Here is an 18,982-nt window from a genome sequence, read left to right as displayed (position 1 = left end):
CTTGCGCCAATCGAAAACAAAAGGGCCTCACGGCCCTTTTTTCATGCCCTCAGATTTATTCAGTCCTGGCTGCGTGGCTTTCGAGGCCGCCCTGCGAACGCCATGTCAAATAGCCAATTGGGCAAAAGACGCAGCACTTTGGCGACCACACCCATTTGCCATGGAATCACGCGATAACTGACGCCCGCATCTATCGCCTTGAAGGCTTTGTCCGCGAAGTCATCCGGGCTCATCAGAAACGGCATGGAATACGTATTCTTCTGCGTCAACGGCGTATCAATGTAACCAGGGCAAATGGTCACCACTTTCACGCCGCTTCCCCGCAACTCGCCCCGCAGACATTCGCAATAGCTGATCAGGGCCGCCTTGCTCGGACAGTTCGCACCATGACCGGCAAAGCCCCGGATGCCATTCACACTGCCAATACCCACCAGAATGCCTGAGCCGCGTTGACGCATGGCCGCCAGGAACGGATGAAAGCTTGCCGCCGTACCCACGTTGTTGGTCGCAAAAGTCCTGGCCATCACATCCAGATCAACACGCTCGGCCGTGTCCACGCCAATGCTGATGCCTGCACAGGCAATCACAACATCAGCCACGCCTTGCTGCGCGATGCTGGCTTGTCCGGCTGCCACGATATTGGCCACAATCGACACATCCGCGCTGTAGATATGACAGCGACGGGGATCTATTTGTCGGGACAGCATCCAGGCTTCGATTTCCCCGGTACGCCGCGCCACCAGCGCGAGGGAATAGCCAGCCTGGTAAAAACGCCAGGCCAAAGCCTGGCCAATACCACTGGACGCACCAGTGATGAACGCGAGTCTGGACATCTTGCCCTCCCGGCCTTAGGAACTATTTGGCAGTAGAAGGCACCAGTATGCCTTTGACACGCCCCTTGAGTTGCATCACCCGATCGAGATTGTCAAAGTCCATGGTGTCCGCCGTGAACTGGTCGCTGCCGCGCACCAACTCCACCGGCTTGTGCGACTTGACGCGCTCAGTATCCATAAAGGCATGCAGGAACTCGCCCCGAAACTCCATGCGCGACTGGGTCTGCCCGGATTTATCCACCACCGGTTCACGCACCACCCGCGCATTGCCAAACAATTGCACTTCAGTGGCATCGCCGTTGGTCAACGCCCGATTGGCAGTCGCCGTAGTCAGGCGCCCTTCCTCGTTGAACGAACGGATGCGCACCATGTCAATTTCCAGCGTGTCCGTATCCGGGAAGTGCCGGGCATCGGTTCCCCAGACTTCGCTCTTCAATCGCCCGGCACCATCAAAGGTCTTGACCGAGAACTTGCGCATGAAGTAGTCTGGCTCATGCCGCACCGGCGCCTCCGGCTCGGGGACCATCAGCATGGGTGTGCTTCGAACCAGCCAGTAGGTTCCCAAGGCAAGGACCGCCATGAGGATGACGGGAAGATAGAGCGAGAGGCGATCCCAGGCTGCGCGAATCAGAATCAGCTTGATCACAACAAGCTTTCCTGCAGCAGGCCGGCGTACTTGCCACTGGCAACCAGCAGCAGGTCACAGAGCTCCCGCACGGCCCCAGAGCCACCCGGTGCAGTGGTCACGTAATGCGAAACCGCCTTGGCCTCCGTATGGGCGTTATGCGGCGCACAAGCCAGTGCGCAACGACGCATGACAGGTAGGTCCGGCCAGTCATCACCCATGGCCGCCGCCTGCGACCAGTCCAGCCCCAGGGTCTTGAGTGTCTGCTCCGCAGCGGGGCGCTTGTCCTCCGTGCCATAGTGAACATGTTCAATTCCCAAAGCAGCGAGCCGCAAACGCAAGGGCTTCGAGTCGCGCCCCGTGATGACGGCCGGGGTAATACCCGCACGCTGCAGGAGCTTGAGTCCGTGTCCGTCCAGCGTATTGAAACGTTTGATCGTTTCCCCCGCTTCCGTGAAGTACAAACCCCCATCGGTCAAAACGCCGTCCACATCAAAGAATGCCACGCGAATGCCTTGCGCCGACAGCAGCAGCTCGGCAGGAAAATTGAGTGAAATCGAAGTCATCAAATTACCTTTGCACGCATCAAATCGTTGCTATTGAGCGCCCCGCACAGCCGGCCCTGTGCATCCAGCACCAGGACGCTGGTAATACACCGGTGCTCCATCAACTCGGCAGCCTCCACCGCCAGCGCATCCTGGGCTACGGTGCTGGGCCGGGGGTGCATAACCTGCTGCGCCACCGTGGACCGCAAATCAACGCCCTTCTCCACCAGTCGGCGCAAATCACCATCGGTAAATATACCCAGTACGCGCGCATCCTCATCCACGATCGCTGTAGCACCCAAGCCCTTGGCACTCATCTCCCGCATCAATTCGCTAAAGCTGGCATTCGGCCCAACCTTGGGCACATCATCGCCTGATCGCATCACATCGGTCACATGGGTAAGCAACTTGCGGCCCAACGCTCCGCCAGGGTGGGAACGCGCAAAGTCTTCGGCCTTGAATCCTCGCGCATCCAGCAGGACCACCGCCAGGGCGTCGCCCATGGCAAGTTGCGCCGTCGTGCTGGCCGTCGGGGCCAGGTTCAAGGGGCAAGCCTCTTTCTCGACACCGCAATCCAAAAACACACTGGCATGACGTGCCAGCGTCGATTCCGCCTTGCCGGTCATGGCAACCAAAGGAGTTCCCATCCGCTTGAGCACGGGCAAAATGGCAGTCAACTCCTCGGACTCACCGCTGTTTGAAATGGCCAGCACCAAGTCGCCGGGCGTGATCATGCCCAGATCGCCATGACTGGCCTCGGCCGGATGGACAAACATGGCCGGCGTACCCGTGGACGCCAGTGTGGCGGCAATTTTGCGTCCGATATGTCCGCTCTTGCCCATGCCCATGACCACCACGCGCCCGCGCATACCCAGCATCAACGTGGCGGCACGAACAAATGCATCTCCGATGTGCTGCTTCAGACCCGTGACGGCCGCCGCCTCGATGTCCAGAGTGTCCCGTGCCAGCCGAATAGCCTGCGCCGCATCCAATGACGCAGACTGAGTTTGTTGAGATGTCATCGCTGCATTTTATCGATGCGCCCATCCCTTGCTAATATGCAGGCATGAGCCCTCTTGCCCTCACGCTTCTTTATCTGCTCGCTGCTGTGCTGGGCGTGGTGGTTTGTCGCTCCCTGAAGCTGCCACCCATGCTCGGCTACCTGGCCGTCGGTGTCGTCATTGGTCCGAATGCGCTCGCACTGGCCAAAAACGCAGAAGGCGTTCGCCACCTGGGGGAGTTTGGCGTGGTTTTCCTGATGTTTGTCATTGGTCTGGAGTTCAACCTGCCCAAGCTCCGAGCCATGCGCAACCATGTGTTTGGGCTGGGATTTTTTCAGGTCCTGGTCACCATGATCATCGCCACCGCCGCGGCATTGGGTTTGACATTCATCGCGCCGGACAAATGGATCATGAGCTGGCAGACGGCCCTGGCGCTATCCGGGGCGTTGGCCATGAGCAGCACGGCCATCGTCGTCAAGCTGATGGTGGAGCGCTTGGAAATGGAGTCAGAGCACGGCAAACGCGTCATGGGCGTTTTGCTGTTTCAGGACTTGGCAGTGGTCCCGCTGCTGGTCCTGATTCCAGCACTGGGCGCCTCTGCCGAGCAACTGTTCGAAACCCTGTTGATTGCCTCGGTCAAGGCGATCGCGCTGATCTCGGTACTGTTGGTGGGTGGCCAGGCCGTCATGCGATGGTGGTTGACCCTGGTGGCCCGACGCAAGAGTGAAGAACTGTTTGTACTGAACTTGCTGCTCATCACATTGGGGCTGGCCTGGCTCACGGAGCTGGCCGGACTGAGTCTGGCCTTGGGGGCCTTCATTGCAGGCATGCTGATCTCGGAGACGGAATACAAGCAGCAGGTTGAAACCGACATTCGCCCTTTTCACGACGTCCTGCTGGGTCTTTTCTTCATCAGCATTGGCATGATGCTCGACTGGCGACTGGTCCTGGAGCGCTGGCCCCTGGTCCTGATATTGGTGACGATTCCCGTGCTGTTCAAGGCAGCCATCGTCACCTTGCTGGCACGCCTGCTGGGCGCCACCGAAGGTGTTTCACTGCGAACCGGCCTTTACCTCGCACAAGCAGGCGAGTTCGGTTTCGTGCTGCTGACCCTCGCCCAGAGCAACGCCTTGGTCCCGCCTGCGCTGCTGAATCCGATACTCGCCAGCATGGTGATCTCGATGCTGGCCACGCCGTTCATCATCATGTACAGCAACCCTCTGGTGATGAAACTGGTCAGCAGCGAATGGCTGCAACAATCCCTGCAAATGACCAGCATCGCCCGCAAGTCCATCAATGTCAACAAGCATGTCATCATTTGCGGCTACGGTCGATGCGGCCAGAATCTGGCCCGCATGCTGGAGCGGGAAGACATCCCCTACATGGCGCTGGACCTGGACCCCGACCGTGTGCGCCAGGCCGCCGCCGCCGGGGATTCCGTCGTATTTGGGGATGCCGCCCGTCTACAGGCTCTGATGGCAGCAGGCTTGGCCCGTGCCAGTGCTGTAGTCATCACATACCTTGAGGTCCCTGGCGCACTGAAGGTACTGGCACATATCCGGACCCACGCGCCCCAGGTTCCGGTCATTGTCCGCACCCAGGATGACCATGACCTGGAACTGCTGCAGGAAGCCGGTGCCACCGAAGTGGTCCCTGAGGCAATTGAGGGCTCCCTGATGCTGGCCAGCCATGCGCTGGCATTGGTGGGTGTGCCCATGCGGCGCGTGATTCGCATTGTGCAGGATCAGCGTGATGCGCGGTATAACCTGCTGCGCGGTTACTTCCACGGCGCAGACGATAGCTCGGCAGATGAAGTCCAGCAGGAACGTCTCACGTCATTGACCCTTCCCCTGGGCGCCAAGTCCATTGGCAAATCAGTGAGCCATCTGGTACTGCATGCCTTGAACGTTCGCATTGTCAGCTTGCGACGCAACAGCGGCAAAGTCATGACGATTGCAGATGAGCTTCTGCTGGAAACAGGCGATACCCTGGTCCTGTCGGGCAAGGCCGAGGCGCTGGCCGCAGCCGAACAAAAGTTGCTCCGCGGCTGACCTGCGCCGTTCCAGCCTGAGAGCTGTACGAGGCACAATAGGACTCCAAACCGGAACCCGATGCCCATGCAAAACCTCACCGTCAGCCAGTACCTCAGTGATCACATCCGCACCGTACCCGACTGGCCAGCGCCCGGCGTCCAGTTTCGGGATATCACACCCTTGCTGCAAAACGCCAAGGTGTTCCGGGTCCTGATTGATGCGTTCGTGCATCGCTACATGGAAGCGCCGATGCGGCCCGATGTGGTGGCAGGGCTCGATGCCCGGGGTTTCATTTTGGGCTCGGTCATCGCCTATGAACTGAATGTTGGTTTCGTGCCGGTGCGAAAAAAAGGCAAGTTGCCCTTCACGACCGTGGAAGAAACCTACGAACTGGAATACGGCAGCGCTACGGTGGAGTTGCATACAGATGCCGTCAAACCAGGGGACCGTGTCCTGCTGATTGATGATCTGATCGCAACCGGTGGCACCATGATGGCGGGCAAAAAACTACTTGAGAAACTCGGCGCCCAGGTCATGGAAGGGGCCGCCATCGTGGACCTGCCTGAACTTGGTGGCTCCGACAAACTCAGGGCATCAGGCCTGCCGCTTTTTACGCTGATTGAATTTGCTGGCCACTAAAAGCCTAGGGCATTCAGTTCAAATCGCCGTACTGAGTGCCGCCCAATGGGGATGCGCTGTCGCCGGGATCGATCATTTGAGTTTCTTCGAATTCAACCGGTGGCGCCGGATTGCGGCGCCCCGACGTAACAATCTGACCAGGTGCCGACAATGCTGCGGCGGGTGCAGTGCCCGCCAAAGCCCGCTTGAATGCGACCACTTCATCCTGCTGCAAGGGTTCAAACGGCTGCGCCCGCTTGACAGCGGGGACAGCCGTCGGGGGCGGTTGCTGTACTGGCTCTGCAGGCACCGGCTTGGCCGCGCTGCCCGGCTGATTGGCGGGAGTGCGCAAAGCGCCTGCCGCTACATGCTCATTAACTCGCCAATAAACGGCGGTCACCAAAATGTCATGCCGGGCCTTGGCGGCTTGGGCAATCATGGCCTCTATGTCCGCGAGGCGACCGGTATCACCCGCAGATTGGTTGGCCAAATCCATCATGATGAGATATTGCCGCCCATGCGCATCCAGCGACAACACCTTGAATTTGTAACTGGCCGCCAGTACACCCGCACGAATCATCGAATCGCGAACCACGGCGTAAAGCAGTTCGCGACGCTCAAGCCGCTCATTCTTGCGATTGGCCGCGTTGCTGACGGGCACGGGCGCCTGCTTCACGCGAAGTCTGTCGGACGGCATCAAGGGAACCGTTGCATCCACATGCCCCAAGCCTGAACTGTCGGGCACAGAGGCAGTCTGTACGGGTGGCTTGCTGGTGAACCAGTTAAATATGGACATAAGTTGTAATTATCTTGAAATCATGGATTCTCGAAATCGGTATTTTGTAACTTATTGATTCGCCAAAAGATCAATGATCAGCCGGTGTTGCAAGCATGCGAAATCATGGCCATGTCTAGGTAACCGCCACACGCCGGCGCCGGTCTTGCATGCGCTTGCAAACAATAGCGCCCAGAGCCATGGCCAAAGCCAGCGCGGCAGAGGGCACACGCTGAGAGAGTTCGGCAAAGCGCATCGGCGTGATGCTCCACATCCGGCATTCGGTAGCCGCCTGCACCGTCGCATTGCGCGGCATGTGCGAGAAAAATCCACCCTCGCCCAGCACTGAGCCAGCACCCACAATCGCCAGCCGAATGCGATCTGCAGCATCCTCATAGTGAACACTCAAGCTACCGGATTCCACAAAATACAAAGTACGGTCCTGCGAACCCTGCATGATCAGGACCTGGCTTTGTGCCAGCGTAAACGGCTGCATGTAATTTGCCAGTGCCTCCCACTGCGCAGGCGTCACGGACCTGCTGAGCGCGTCTTCACCATGGTTGTGCACAAACGCCTCAATCAAGCCTTGAATATCCTGCTTGTTGGAGAACTGGGGATTTGCAATCATGACGCGCGCACCTCAACCTTGTTTAATCAGTCAGTCCGCGAGTGTTACCAGAGAATTGCTCCCGGTCAAGTCACCTCTTGTTATTTTCCGATACAGAATTGGGAAAATATCACCCCCAGCAGGTCATCTGAAGAAAATTCGCCGGTTATCTCACTCAGTGCGTTTTGGGCCAGCCGGAGCTCTTCGGCCAGCAGATCCAGCGATTGCGCATGGGCCGCCAAGTGGCTTGCCGCTTCGGTCAAATGCAACTCCACTTGATGCAGCGCTTGCACATGACGTTCCCGGGCAATGTAAACCCCCTCCGGGACCGATTGCCATCCGGCGACCTGCAGCAAGGTACGACGCAAGGCATCCAGGCCGGCACCGGTCTTGGCCGACAGCGTGACGCCACGGTCCGCGCACGAGGGCGGTGCCGCCGTGGTATCCGCCTTGTTCCAGACATCGATGACCGCAACGGACGATGGGAGTTTTGCGGCTAAGGCCCTCGCAATATCTGCATCATCAGCTACATAATCCATAGCATCCAGCCGTGTCAAATCGTGCAAAAAGAGCACGGCATCGGCAGTTTCAATCGCATCCCAGGCGCGTTCGATACCAATTTTCTCGACCTCGTCTTCGCTGTCACGCAGTCCAGCAGTGTCGATGACATGGACCGGCACACCCTCGATTTGAATGGTCTGTTGCACCTTGTCACGGGTAGTACCGGCCACAGGGGTCACGATGGCCAGCTCCGCGCCAGCCAAGGCATTGAGCAAGGACGATTTGCCGGCATTCGGCTGCCCGGCAATCACCACCTTGATACCTTCACGCAACAATGCACCCTGCCGGGCTCTTGCGAGCACCGCGTGAAGCGAACTCTGCAGCCTGGACAACTGCCCTTGCGCGTCCGCCTTGCGCAAGAAATCAATCTCTTCTTCCGGAAAATCCAGGGTGGCCTCGACCAGCATGCGCAGATGAATCAGCGCATCCCTCAGACTATGGATTTCATTGGAAAAGGCTCCCGACAAGGACCGACTGGCACTGCGCGCGGCAGCCTCGGTGCTGGCATCAATCAGGTCGGCGATGGCCTCGGCCTGGGCCAGATCGATCTTGTCATTGAGAAACGCGCGCTCAGAGAACTCTCCCGGCAACGCAACCCGCAGACCCGGCAAGCGTGCCGCCAGGCGTTGCGGATCAAGTTCCGCCGCAGCCTCCAGGCAACGCGCCAGCAGAAGTTGCAACACGACCGGGCCGCCATGGGCCTGCAGTTCCAGCACATCTTCGCCGGTGAATGAATGGGGGCCCGGAAAGAAGATGGCCAAGCCCCGGTCTATGGCCTGCCCGGCACAATCCAGAAAAGCAAGGTAGGTGGCCTCCCGGGCCTTCAGTCGGCGCCCGCAAACCGCAGTGACCCAAGCCTCCAGGTTTTTCCCGCTGATCCTCACAATCCCCACCGCACCCCGACCGGGGGCGGTGGCAATCGCAACAATCGGATCCTGATGGCGCGGCAGCGACACAGCTAGTCCGTTGCCCGATTCGTTACTTGAACTTGGGCAGGTTGAATTGCGGCGGCACGCCCATGCGGGTGTTGATGATCCACTGCTGGGCAATCGACAAGACGTTGTTGGTAATCCAGTAAAGCACCAGGCCGGCCGGGAAGAAGAAGAACATCACGCTGAAAGCCAAAGGCATGAACCACATCATCTTGGCCTGCATCGGGTCCGGTGGCGCTGGATTGAGCGCGGTTTGCAGCACGGTCGTCAGGGTCATGACCAGTGGCAGGATATAGAAGGGATCCGGTGAAGACAAGTCATGAATCCACAGCACCCAAGGGGCATTGCGCATTTCGACGCTGGACAACAGCACCCAGTACAAGGCTATGAACACCGGAATCTGAACCATGATCGGGAAACAGCCCCCCATCGGGTTGACCTTCTCTTCCCGGTAGATGCGCATCATCTCCTGCTGCATTTGCTGCGGACTGTCCTTCAGACGCTCCCGCATTTCCATGATTTTCGGATTGATGGCTTTCATCTTGGCCATGCTCGCGTACGCCTTGGCATTGAGCCAGTAGAAGGCCGCTTTCAGCAACAGCACCAAGGCCATGATGGACCAACCCCAGTTGCCGATAAAGCTTTGCAGCTTGTCGAGCAGCCAGTAAAGCGGCTTGGCAAGAATCGTGAGCCAGCCATAGTCTTTGACCAATTCAAGGCCAGGCGTCAGCGATTCGAGCACTTTCTCCTCTTGCGGACCGGCAAAGAATTTTGATTCCACCGTTTTACTGGTGCCCGGTGCGATGTTGTCCAGCGCAGTGATCATGCCCACCGCGTACAAATTGGTATCGACCTTGCGCATGAACAGGTCGCGCTTGATGCCGTCGCCCAGCACCCAGGCACTGGCGAAGTAATGCTGCACCATGGCCACGTAACCATTTTCAGCCGCTTTTTCAATGTCGACTTTGTTCTTTTCAATGTCGCTGAACTCCACTTTCTGGTATTTTTTGGCTTCGGTATAAACCGCTGGCCCCGTGAATGTGGAGTAAAACGATGATTCGCCCGGTGGTTTGTTGCCATCGCGAACCAGCTGCAGGTACAACTGCGGCGAAACCACGGTAGTGCCGGCATTGATCACTTCATGCTTGACCGCTACGGCGTAAGCGCCACGGGTCAGGGTGAAAGTCTTCACCAGCTTGACGCCACCCAACTCGGGCGACTCAAACCGAACCACCAACTCTTTTCCATCGTCACGAAGGGTGCGCTCAGCGCTCGCCAGGTTCATGACCGTCTTGTGTGTCGGGAAGACTCCGCCATTCGCGCCGGCGATCAGGCCCGTTTGCGCCATGTAAATACGGTCTTTGCTTTCATCCAGCAAGACAAAGCTCTTGGACTTGTCGGCCATATCCACATGCTTGACAAATTCGGCCTTGACCAGAGATCCCCCCTCTGTGTCGAAAGTCAGCTTCAGTACATCTGTCGCCACGACCACGCGCTCGCGTGGTGCCGCCGGTGCCGCTTGTGCAGGCACATTGACGACCGCGCCCCCCGGCACCTGAGCATTCGGCGCTACCAAACTGGGAGCAACGGAGGTCGCGGGCACACTGGAAGCAGGAGCCGGCGAACCAGCCGTTGCCGCCGCTTTGGGTGGGCCAGGGAAGAAGGTGGCTTTATTGCCGTTGTGGACCTGCCAGTTATCCCACAGCATGACCATGGAAAAACCAAAAATCACCCACAAAATGGTGCGGCGAATATCGTTCATGAAGACTTCTTTTGAGTGGGAGAGGGAATCAGCTGGGTAAAGAGCCGGGGTTTTTCAGGCGGAACGGGATCATGCCCGCCCGCGCACCAAGGATGGCACCGCGCAAGCCGGGCGAGCGTCAAATAGCTGCCAGCCGCAGCGCCATGGGTCTGCAGCGCCTCCAGTGAATACAGGGAGCAGGTAGGTTCGAAACGACACGAAGAGCCGAGCCACGGACTGAGCAAGAGGCGATACCCCTTGACCAAACCAATCAACAGGAACTTGATCATGCCGCGCCGCCAGACAGCCCGGCCACAGGTTGACGTCGTGCCGCGCCTTCAAACAGCTGCTGCAACTCCTGACGGACAGCAGCTTTCAGCAATTCAGAGGTGGCACTGAGAAATTTCGCGCGATCAAACCCGGCGCGCAAACGCACCACGTGCGCGGCGACAGGAAGCGCTGACTCAAAATCGTTGCTCACGCTGTAGATTTGGCGTTTGATGCTGTTGCGCGTGACTGCGCGTTTGGCCCAGCGCTTGGGCACCATGGCCCCCATCCATACGCCCGGCACGACAAAAAGCGCCAACGAAGGCGCACTTGAAGGTTCAGACTTGTCCTGTTTAGGCACAGGCGCATCCAGCGCTACGCGATGCAAAGCAAAATGCGCAGTCCGGGCCACGGTACCGCCAGCCAGAACTGCCTGAAACTGGCTTCGCGTTTTCAGTCGCTGCAATTTGGAGCGGCGCCAAGACGGCCAATCAACTGCGCGCTAAGCAGGCTGCCGGAATCAGACAGCCAGACGTTTGCGGCCCTTGGCGCGGCGAGCATTGATCACGGCGCGACCGCCACGGGTTTTCATGCGGACCAAGAAGCCATGAGTGCGGGCGCGTTTGATCTTGGAGGGTTGGTAAGTGCGTTTCATTTGGAAATCCTATAGAGCTCAGTGACGACCCATCAGCGTTAACAGCAGTTAACAGACAACCGGCCGCTTGTCTTGTCTCCCCCAACACAATCAGGGGAACCCGCGATTATCGCAAACTTTCTCAGTCCCGGCAATACCTTGCGCATGAACGGGATGCCAACTTGGCAAATAGTCCGCTGATTTGCCAGAATTTCGCCTTGTGGATAAATTCTTGATAAATTACAATTCTCAACGCAGCAATTTGCATCTATCCACAGAATTCGATACCCACAATGACAGAGGGACAATACGCCAGCCAGCCTGGATCCACGGGCCATGGCGAGGGGCAAAGCCTGTGGCAGGCCTGCATCGATCAGTTGGCCCAGGAGCTGCCTGAACAACAGTTCAACACCTGGATCAAGCCGCTGTCTGCACAGGTTACCGATGATCTCTCGAAAGTCACCGTTTTTGTTGCCAACCGGTTCAAACTCGACTGGATCAGAGCCCAGTACAGCAGCCGGATCTCTCATCTTCTGGAAAAAATTTCAGGTCAAAGCATTCACATGGAGTTAGCACTCGCTCCGCGAGAAATCATTGTGAAAAGCCAAACGCCGAGACGATCAACCGAATCGATCCCAATTGAGGAGGCAAACGAACTGGGTGAAGAGCGCGGTCAAAATGGCCCCAAAAACCGTCTCAACACAGCCCTGACTTTTGACACCCTGATTGAAGGCACGGCCAACCGCATGGCGCGTGCAGCAGCCATGCACGTGGCGGGCATGCCGGGCCACCTGTACAACCCGCTTTTCATTTACGGCGGCGTCGGCCTTGGCAAAACCCATTTGATGCATGCCGTCGGCAACCGCTTGCTGGCCGACAGGCCGTCTGCCAAAGTTCTCTACATCCATGCGGAACAATTTGTTTCAGATGTGGTTAAGGCTTACCAACGCAAGACTTTTGACGAGTTCAAGGATCGCTACCATTCCCTTGACTTGCTTCTGATTGACGACGTTCAATTTTTCGCCAACAAGGAACGTACGCAAGAAGAGTTTTTCAATGCATTCGAAGCCTTGCTGGCCAAGAAATCACACATTGTGATGACCAGCGACACCTACCCCAAGGGTTTGACTGATATTCACGAACGCCTTGTATCGCGCTTCGACTCAGGGCTCACCGTGGCGATTGAGCCGCCCGAACTGGAAATGCGCGTTGCCATCCTGATCAACAAGGCGCGGGTGGAGGGCATCGACATGCCTGAGGAAGTGGCGTTTTTTGTCGCCAAAAATGTCCGCTCCAACGTGCGGGAGCTGGAAGGCGCATTGCGCAAAATTCTGGCGTACTCACGCTTCAACCAAAAAGAGATTTCAATTCTGCTGGCACGGGAAGCCCTGCGGGACCTGCTGTCGATCCAGAATCGTCAGATTTCGGTGGAAAACATCCAGAAAACAGTTGCGGACTACTACAAGATCAAGATTGCGGACATGTATTCCAAGAAGCGCCCGGCCAGCATTGCCCGGCCGCGCCAGATCGCCATGTACCTGGCCAAGGAACTGACGCAAAAGAGTCTTCCCGAAATTGGCGAGCTGTTTGGCGGGCGCGACCACACCACCGTGTTGCACGCCGTGCGCAAAATTGGCGGCGAGCGCCAGCAAATGACCGAGCTGAACCAGCAACTTCACGTGCTGGAACAGACGTTGAAGGGCTGATAGCCAGCATAAAAAGGGGAAAATAGCCGTGTTTGAGAAAAATTGCGCCCCCGTCCGTTACTGATTTGAACTAAAGACATTACACAAGAGGTTGACATGATCGTCCTGAAGGCCACACAAGACAAAGTTTTATCGGTTTTGCAATCGGTAGCGGGTATCGTTGAGCGCCGTCACACCCTGCCTATCCTGGCCAACGTGCTGATCCGCAAAACGGGCACATCACTGCAACTCACCACCAGTGACCTTGAAATCCAGATCCGCACCACCGCCGAACTGGATGGCGACACCGGCAACTTCAGCACCACCGTAGGCGCTCGCAAGCTGATTGACATCCTGCGCACCATGCCGGCGGATCAAACGGTTTCCCTGGAGTCAAGCGCCTCCAAGCTCATCCTCAAAGGGGGCAAAAGCAAGTTCACACTGCAAACCATGGCGGCAGAAGACTTCCCCCTGGTGCAGGAGGCTGCCAACTTCGGCCCGGTGTTCAGCGTACCGCAAAAAACATTGAAGGATCTGCTCGGTCAGGTGTCGTTTGCCATGGCGGTGCATGACATTCGCTATTACCTCAATGGCATTTTGTTTGTGGCCGAAGGCAAGCAGCTGAGCCTGGTTGCCACCGACGGTCACCGGCTGGCCTTCGCCTCGGCCACACTGGACATTGAAGTGCCCAGACAAGAAGTCATTCTGCCGCGCAAGACGGTGATCGAATTGCAGCGCCTGCTGTCGGACACCGAGGGCGCGATTGAAATGCAATTCGCCAACAACCAGGCCAAGTTCAGCTTTGCGGGCATGGAGTTCGTCACGAAGCTGGTCGAGGGCAAGTTCCCCGATTACAACCGTGTCATCCCGAAAAACCACAAGAACAGTATCACGCTGGGCCGAGCCGCCTTGCTTGCCACCCTGCAACGCACGGCCATCCTGACCAGCGACAAGTTCAAGGGCGTCCGACTGAACATTGATCCCGGCACACTGCGGGTCGCATCCAACAATGCAGAGCAGGAAGAAGCGGTGGACGAATTGGACATCGACTACAACGGTGACAGCATCGAAATCGGTTTCAATGTGACCTACCTGATTGATGCACTGGCCAACATGAGCCAGGAAATGGTCATGCTGGAATTGTCCGATGGCAATAGTTCCGCCTTGTTCACCATTCCCGAGAACGCCACTTTCAAATACGTCGTGATGCCGATGCGAATTTGATGCCGCAATATTTGTAGCAGTACAAAACCCGAACCCGCGCTGGACGAAAAGTTCATTGCGGGTTTGGTCTTTCAAGAGTTTGAGTAATCGTTAGAGAAGTTAGCCATGACCGAAGAAAACAAGCCAGTTCAAGCCCCGGAAAATACAGGGGATGCCGTTCACACGGGAGAGGGAACTTCCGACAGCTCCAACTTTCAGCCCACCATCGACACCAACCAGGCCGGTGCCACTGAGGCCTATGGCGAAGGATCGATCCAGATCCTGGAAGGCCTGGAAGCGGTGCGCAAACGGCCCGGCATGTACATCGGCGATACCTCCGACGGTACCGGCTTGCACCATCTGGTTTTCGAAGTCGTGGACAATTCGATTGACGAATCGCTGGCCGGCCACTGCGACGACATTCTGGTGACCATCCACTCCGACAACTCGGTCAGCGTTGTCGACAATGGTCGCGGCATTCCGACCGGCGTCAAGATGGACGACAAGCACGAGCCCAAGCGCTCGGCTGCCGAAATCGCCCTGACCGAGTTGCACGCCGGCGGCAAGTTCAACCAGAACAGCTACAAGGTGTCCGGTGGACTGCACGGCGTGGGCGTGAGTTGCGTGAATGCGCTCTCCAAAATGCTGCGCCTGACCATCCGCCGCGACGGCAAGGTTCATGTGATGGAATTCAGCAAGGGCTTTGTCCAGAATCGCATCGTGGAGACGCAAGGCGGCGTTGAAGTCTCCCCCATGAAAGTGATTGGCGAGACGGAAAAGCGTGGCACCGAGGTGCACTTTTTGCCCGATACCGATATCTTCAAGGAAAACAACGACTTCCACTACGAGATCCTCAGCAAACGCTTGCGCGAACTGAGCTTTTTGAACAACGGCGTGAAGATTCGCCTGAAGGACGAACGCAGCGGCAAGGAGGACGACTTCTCGGGCGCTGGTGGTGTCAAGGGCTTTGTCAACTTCATCAACAAGGGCAAGACGGTGTTGAACCCCAACATCTTCCACGCCATGGGTGACCGTCAGAGCGACCAGAACACCAACATCGGTGTCGAAGTGGCGATGCAGTGGAACAGCGGCTACAACGAGCAGGTGCTGTGCTTCACCAACAACATTCCCCAACGCGACGGCGGTACCCACCTGACCGGTCTGCGCGCCGCCATGACGCGCGTGATCAACAAATACATTGACGATACCGAAGTGGCCAAAAAAGCCAAGGTCGAGGTCACCGGCGACGACATGCGCGAAGGTCTGACCTGCGTGCTGAGCGTCAAAGTACCCGAACCCAAATTCAGCAGCCAGACCAAAGACAAGCTGGTTTCCAGCGAAGTGCGCGGCCCGGTGGAAGACATCGTGAGCAAGCTGTTGTATGACTACCTGCAGGAGCGCCCCGCCGATGCCAAGATCATCGTCGGCAAGATCATTGAAGCCGCTCGCGCCCGCGAAGCCGCTCGCAAGGCGCGCGACATGACGCGCCGCAAAGGCGTGCTGGACGGCATGGGCCTGCCCGGCAAGCTGGCGGACTGCCAGGAAAAAGACCCGGCGATGTGCGAAATCTACATCGTCGAGGGTGACTCCGCCGGCGGCTCTGCCAAGCAGGGCCGCGACCGTAAATTCCAGGCCATCCTGCCCTTGCGCGGCAAGATCTTGAACGTGGAAAAGGCACGGTATGAAAAACTGCTGACCAGTAACGAAATCTTGACGCTGATCACCGCACTGGGTACCGGCATTGGCAAAGCGGGTGGCAGCACTGGCAATGACGATTTCAACGTCGCCAAGCTGCGCTATCACCGCATCATCATCATGACCGACGCGGACGTGGACGGTGCGCACATCCGTACGCTGCTGCTCACCTTCTTCTACCGCCAGATGACCGAGCTGGTCGAGCGGGGCCATATCTACATCGCCCAGCCGCCGCTTTACAAAGTCAAGGCGGGCAAGGAAGAGCTGTACCTGAAGGACGCCCCTGCACTGGACAGTTTCCTGATGCGCATTGCGCTGGTCAACGCCTCGGTTCACACTGGTGGCGACAACGGCACGACCATTTCCGGCGACACCCTGGCTGAACTGGCGCGCAAGCACCAGGTGGCGCAAAACGTGATTGCACGCCTGAAGAATTTCATGGATGCAGAAGCCCTGCGCTCGGTGGCCGACGGTGTCGCCCTGAATCTGGACACCGTAGCCGATGCAGAAGCCTCGGCCGCCGCACTGCAAGCCAAGCTGCCTGACGCGGAAGTCGCCGGCGAATTTGATGTACGCACCGACAAGCCGATCCTGCGCATCAGCCGTCGCCACCACGGCAACGTCAAGAGCAGCGTGCTCACCCAGGACTTCGTGCACGGTGCCGACTATGCCGCCCTGGCAGAGGCTGCCAGCACTTTCAAGGGCCTGCTCAACGACGGGGCCAAAGTGATGCGTGGCGAAGGTGAGCGCCAGAAGGAAGAAAAGGTTTCCGATTTCCGCGAAGCCATGGCCTGGCTCATCGCGCAGGCAGAGCACGCCACCTCACGCCAGCGCTACAAAGGCTTGGGCGAGATGAATCCCTCGCAGTTGTGGGAAACCACCATGGACCCCACCGTGCGGCGCCTGTTGCGCGTTCAGATCGATGATGCCATTGAAGCAGATCGGGTCTTCACCATGCTGATGGGTGATGAAGTGGAACCCCGCCGCGACTTCATTGAAACCAATGCCTTGCGCGCTGGCAATATTGATATTTAAGTTTGTGTGTAGGCAGGACCATAACCTGAGAAACTGTACCCATAAGTTGAGAAACTCATGGGGGTTTTTGCCATTTCTGGCAGCTATTTGTCTCCCGTCGCTGCATTGAAATATTGCTCGCTAGGAGTTATCAAGCAGTTGCCTTGTAAGACTGGGCTGCTTCGTCAAACGAGGCAAATCGTTTCATGGCGGCGCTCATCGAGAGTCTTTAATGCAAGGATTTTCGCTCGCGGAACTATCGCCCTCGATTGCTCAGCGTGAAGCTGCGTTGCCAATGCTCGTTGAACTCCTAAGACGGGGAGATGCGGAACTGGTGAAAGATGGGTGGACTGCATTGAGTGCTGCAATCGCTTTCGACAAGAAAATAGCGCCTAAAGAGACACCCAAAAGGCACTACTTTGGAAGCGGCGCCAAGGGTTGGCACTGGAATTTCATGGCTGTATTTCAAATACTCCAGAAGGCCAATTTCCACGAGTTGTGCCCCGTACGCAGCACCAAAGACGCCGAACTTTTGCTTCAGGTATTGCCGGTGGTCGCCTTCGCGGTCGGTATTCAAATGGAATTCGATGATTTCAGCATCTGAGTCGCTCAGTTTTGCGGTAGTCCACTCAGCACCAGCTACACCCGTTTCCCCCGTGATGTGGATGGCGGCCAGAGCGTAAAGAGCCTCGACGCGCCTGACATAGATGCACCACCGCTCAACGTCAATTGAGCCGACTTCTTTGGCGTAAGTGTCTGCAAGCCATGTGTAGAACCCGTAATAGCGCATTCGGACGGTCACATTGCCTATACCGGGCAGCAACTGCTGGTAAAGCGCAATGCTGGTCGTTTGCATGCCCAAGGGGTCGAGACCGTTTGTCTCTTCTTTGGATGTCCACTGCGGTAGACCAGTCCCGCGCTAGTCTTCACTACCAGCCATTTGAACCTCCCTATTTCTCTTGCACTTTGTTCATTGCAAATTTCGAAAGCAGCTCAATGCCGCCTAGCTCGCCTGCATATTGCATCGCTGTACTCCTAGTGATGATTGCAACCATGAAAAGAATGACAGCAGGAGACGAACAATCAGCTTGAGGGCACCCATGAATGGATACAGTGCAACCGAAATTAATGCGAACCAACCGATAAACTTAACGAGCATCGGGTTCAGTACAAGCATTTCTGCGATTCCCGAAAATACGCTATTGAGAAGACTTGGATGCGTGACGATGACATATCCGGTCGCGGCGATAACACCGTACTTTCCCAGTTTCTGAAGAGCTTCACTTTTTGGAATCAGGCGAGCCCCATATAGTCTGGTCTTGCTGACGAGGCTCAATTCCTTCTCCGAGGTTGCAGCCATCTTTCCCATCTTCAGCAGTTTGACTGATGCCACGAAGGGAACTACATCGAGAGCGGCGAAGAAGTAGTCACTTTTTTCGAGCTCTTCATCGCGTCGATATTTTGACTCCAAGTTGCTAACGCCACCGACAAGGAAATTGACCAATCCTCCCACGACTCTGTCTGTTGTATTCCACTGGACTTGTCCTTTTGAATCCAATACAAATTGCCCTAACAATTTGTGCCCCTCTGCTCCAATGAAGCCAATGGCATACGACCCCCTTTCCGTGGGGCCAAGAGGTTGCTTAGGAGGTTGGGGTTGCGGCTGTGGATTCCCTTGGCCCGTGCCGATTAAATTCATCAATGCATTCTTGGCGCTCTGGACAACTTGCTTGGTGGCTTGAAGCGCGTTGCCTGCGCTTTCCCTGACATGCACGGAAGTCACATCATTGTCCAAAAAATACTTGATGATTGGAACGACGACTTCTCCATATGCTCTGAGAATTTTCTGGAAGGCGGGGTCTGAGCCGTACAGCCGGAAGACTTCGGGAGACTGCTCAGGATATTTTGAGAACGCAATCCAGGCCTTCAGCACAAGTTCGCCACGTGGGCTCTTGGCATCTATGTCTTCATCCCCAGCGTAGTCTAGGAGCAGTGCCTGAGTCTCCAAAGGAGCATCAACGATGCGCTTGTCAATTGCGGCCAGCTTCTTCTCCGCCTGGATTCGAATCAAATTGTGAGCAAAGGGCAATGATGTCGACCAATACGCGATACCGACGGAAATGAGCGCCGCCACCGCAATGACAAAAGTCAGTTTTCTTGTTGAATGTCACCCAGAATTGACCCCTTTGAGGCAATAATTTTCATCCAAATCT

The 18,982-nt window shown here is 56.9% G+C and carries 18 protein-coding genes; 5 read left to right on the top strand and 13 right to left on the bottom strand.

Annotated elements, in window-relative coordinates; translation table 11 throughout:
• Positions 1-59: 59 nt before the first annotated feature.
• Genes IV109_RS00520 through IV109_RS00505 form a run of 4 tightly spaced genes read right to left on the bottom strand, consistent with a single transcriptional unit; the run spans position 60 to position 3,025 of the window.
• Positions 60-833 carry an SDR family oxidoreductase gene (locus IV109_RS00520; protein WP_296690835.1) on the bottom strand — a complete coding sequence of 258 codons (774 nt, stop codon included), beginning with the start codon at positions 831-833 and terminating at the stop codon, positions 60-62.
• Between the two features lie 22 nt (positions 834-855).
• Positions 856-1,476: an LPS export ABC transporter periplasmic protein LptC gene (gene lptC / locus IV109_RS00515; protein ID WP_296692467.1), complete on the bottom strand. Its 621-nt coding sequence runs from the start codon at positions 1,474-1,476 to the stop codon at positions 856-858.
• The gene (locus tag IV109_RS00510; protein ID WP_296690833.1) at positions 1,476-2,024 is read right to left on the bottom strand and encodes an HAD hydrolase family protein; all 549 of its coding nucleotides are present in this window, start codon (positions 2,022-2,024) and stop codon (positions 1,476-1,478) included. The genes lptC and IV109_RS00510 overlap by 1 nt, the downstream gene beginning before the upstream one ends.
• A complete protein-coding gene (locus IV109_RS00505; RefSeq protein ID WP_296690832.1) occupies positions 2,024-3,025 on the bottom strand; it encodes a KpsF/GutQ family sugar-phosphate isomerase in 1,002 nt (333 codons plus the stop codon). Before IV109_RS00505 ends, IV109_RS00510 begins: the two co-directional genes overlap by 1 nt.
• Before the next feature lie 44 nt (positions 3,026-3,069).
• Here IV109_RS00505 and IV109_RS00500 point away from each other — a divergent pair, with 44 nt between their 5' ends.
• Positions 3,070-5,055 carry a cation:proton antiporter gene (locus tag IV109_RS00500; RefSeq protein WP_296690830.1) on the top strand — a complete coding sequence of 662 codons (1,986 nt, stop codon included), beginning with the start codon at positions 3,070-3,072 and terminating at the stop codon, positions 5,053-5,055.
• 66 nt (positions 5,056-5,121) lie between these two features.
• Positions 5,122-5,676 (top strand): adenine phosphoribosyltransferase, encoded by a 555-nt coding sequence (locus IV109_RS00495; RefSeq protein WP_296690828.1) that lies wholly within the window; start codon positions 5,122-5,124, stop codon positions 5,674-5,676.
• A gap of 13 nt (positions 5,677-5,689) precedes the next feature.
• Here the strand turns inward: IV109_RS00495 and IV109_RS00490 are convergent, their stop codons facing one another.
• The 7 genes from IV109_RS00490 to rpmH all read right to left on the bottom strand — a co-directional run bounded on the left by IV109_RS00490 (position 5,690) and on the right by rpmH (position 11,193).
• Positions 5,690-6,451 carry a hypothetical protein gene (locus IV109_RS00490; RefSeq protein ID WP_296690826.1) on the bottom strand — a complete coding sequence of 254 codons (762 nt, stop codon included), beginning with the start codon at positions 6,449-6,451 and terminating at the stop codon, positions 5,690-5,692.
• 115 nt (positions 6,452-6,566) lie between these two features.
• Positions 6,567-7,058: a cyclic nucleotide-binding domain-containing protein gene (locus tag IV109_RS00485; protein ID WP_296690825.1), complete on the bottom strand. Its 492-nt coding sequence runs from the start codon at positions 7,056-7,058 to the stop codon at positions 6,567-6,569.
• An 80-nt stretch (positions 7,059-7,138) separates the two neighbouring features.
• On the bottom strand, positions 7,139-8,554 hold the full coding sequence (mnmE, locus tag IV109_RS00480; RefSeq protein ID WP_296690823.1) for a tRNA uridine-5-carboxymethylaminomethyl(34) synthesis GTPase MnmE: 1,416 nt from the start codon (positions 8,552-8,554) through the stop codon (positions 7,139-7,141).
• A 22-nt stretch (positions 8,555-8,576) separates the two neighbouring features.
• Positions 8,577-10,292 carry a membrane protein insertase YidC gene (gene yidC / locus IV109_RS00475; protein ID WP_296690821.1) on the bottom strand — a complete coding sequence of 572 codons (1,716 nt, stop codon included), beginning with the start codon at positions 10,290-10,292 and terminating at the stop codon, positions 8,577-8,579.
• Positions 10,289-10,561, bottom strand: a complete 273-nt coding sequence (gene yidD, locus IV109_RS00470; protein WP_296690819.1) for a membrane protein insertion efficiency factor YidD — start codon at positions 10,559-10,561, stop codon at positions 10,289-10,291. The genes yidC and yidD overlap by 4 nt, the downstream gene beginning before the upstream one ends.
• Positions 10,558-11,004, bottom strand: a complete 447-nt coding sequence (locus IV109_RS00465; protein WP_296690817.1) for a ribonuclease P protein component — start codon at positions 11,002-11,004, stop codon at positions 10,558-10,560. The genes yidD and IV109_RS00465 overlap by 4 nt, the downstream gene beginning before the upstream one ends.
• A 54-nt stretch (positions 11,005-11,058) precedes the next feature.
• Positions 11,059-11,193, bottom strand: coding sequence for a 50S ribosomal protein L34 (rpmH, locus tag IV109_RS00460; protein ID WP_066096666.1), 135 nt, complete (start codon positions 11,191-11,193; stop codon positions 11,059-11,061).
• Positions 11,194-11,465: 272 nt separating this feature from the next.
• Here rpmH and dnaA point away from each other — a divergent pair, with 272 nt between their 5' ends.
• The 3 genes from dnaA to gyrB all read left to right on the top strand — a co-directional run bounded on the left by dnaA (position 11,466) and on the right by gyrB (position 16,790).
• Positions 11,466-12,878 carry a chromosomal replication initiator protein DnaA gene (dnaA, locus tag IV109_RS00455; protein WP_296690816.1) on the top strand — a complete coding sequence of 471 codons (1,413 nt, stop codon included), beginning with the start codon at positions 11,466-11,468 and terminating at the stop codon, positions 12,876-12,878.
• Positions 12,879-12,974: 96 nt separating this feature from the next.
• Positions 12,975-14,081 (top strand): DNA polymerase III subunit beta, encoded by a 1,107-nt coding sequence (gene dnaN / locus IV109_RS00450; protein ID WP_296690815.1) that lies wholly within the window; start codon positions 12,975-12,977, stop codon positions 14,079-14,081.
• 105 nt (positions 14,082-14,186) lie between these two features.
• Complete coding sequence (gyrB, locus tag IV109_RS00445) at positions 14,187-16,790, top strand: DNA topoisomerase (ATP-hydrolyzing) subunit B (protein ID WP_296690814.1); 2,604 nt, start codon at positions 14,187-14,189, stop codon at positions 16,788-16,790.
• Positions 16,791-17,079: 289 nt separating this feature from the next.
• Here the strand turns inward: gyrB and IV109_RS00440 are convergent, their stop codons facing one another.
• Both IV109_RS00440 and IV109_RS00435 read right to left on the bottom strand, forming a co-directional pair.
• Complete coding sequence (locus IV109_RS00440) at positions 17,080-17,625, bottom strand: hypothetical protein (RefSeq protein ID WP_296690813.1); 546 nt, start codon at positions 17,623-17,625, stop codon at positions 17,080-17,082.
• 147 nt (positions 17,626-17,772) lie between these two features.
• Positions 17,773-18,903: a hypothetical protein gene (locus IV109_RS00435; RefSeq protein WP_296690810.1), complete on the bottom strand. Its 1,131-nt coding sequence runs from the start codon at positions 18,901-18,903 to the stop codon at positions 17,773-17,775.
• Between the last annotated feature and the right edge of the window lie 79 nt (positions 18,904-18,982).

The organism is Rhodoferax sp. (assembly GCF_018780565.1).
Lineage (GTDB): Bacteria > Pseudomonadota > Gammaproteobacteria > Burkholderiales > Burkholderiaceae_C > Rhodoferax.
Note: the sequence above shows the minus strand (reverse complement) of the source record. Positions and strands in the feature narration are given on the sequence as shown.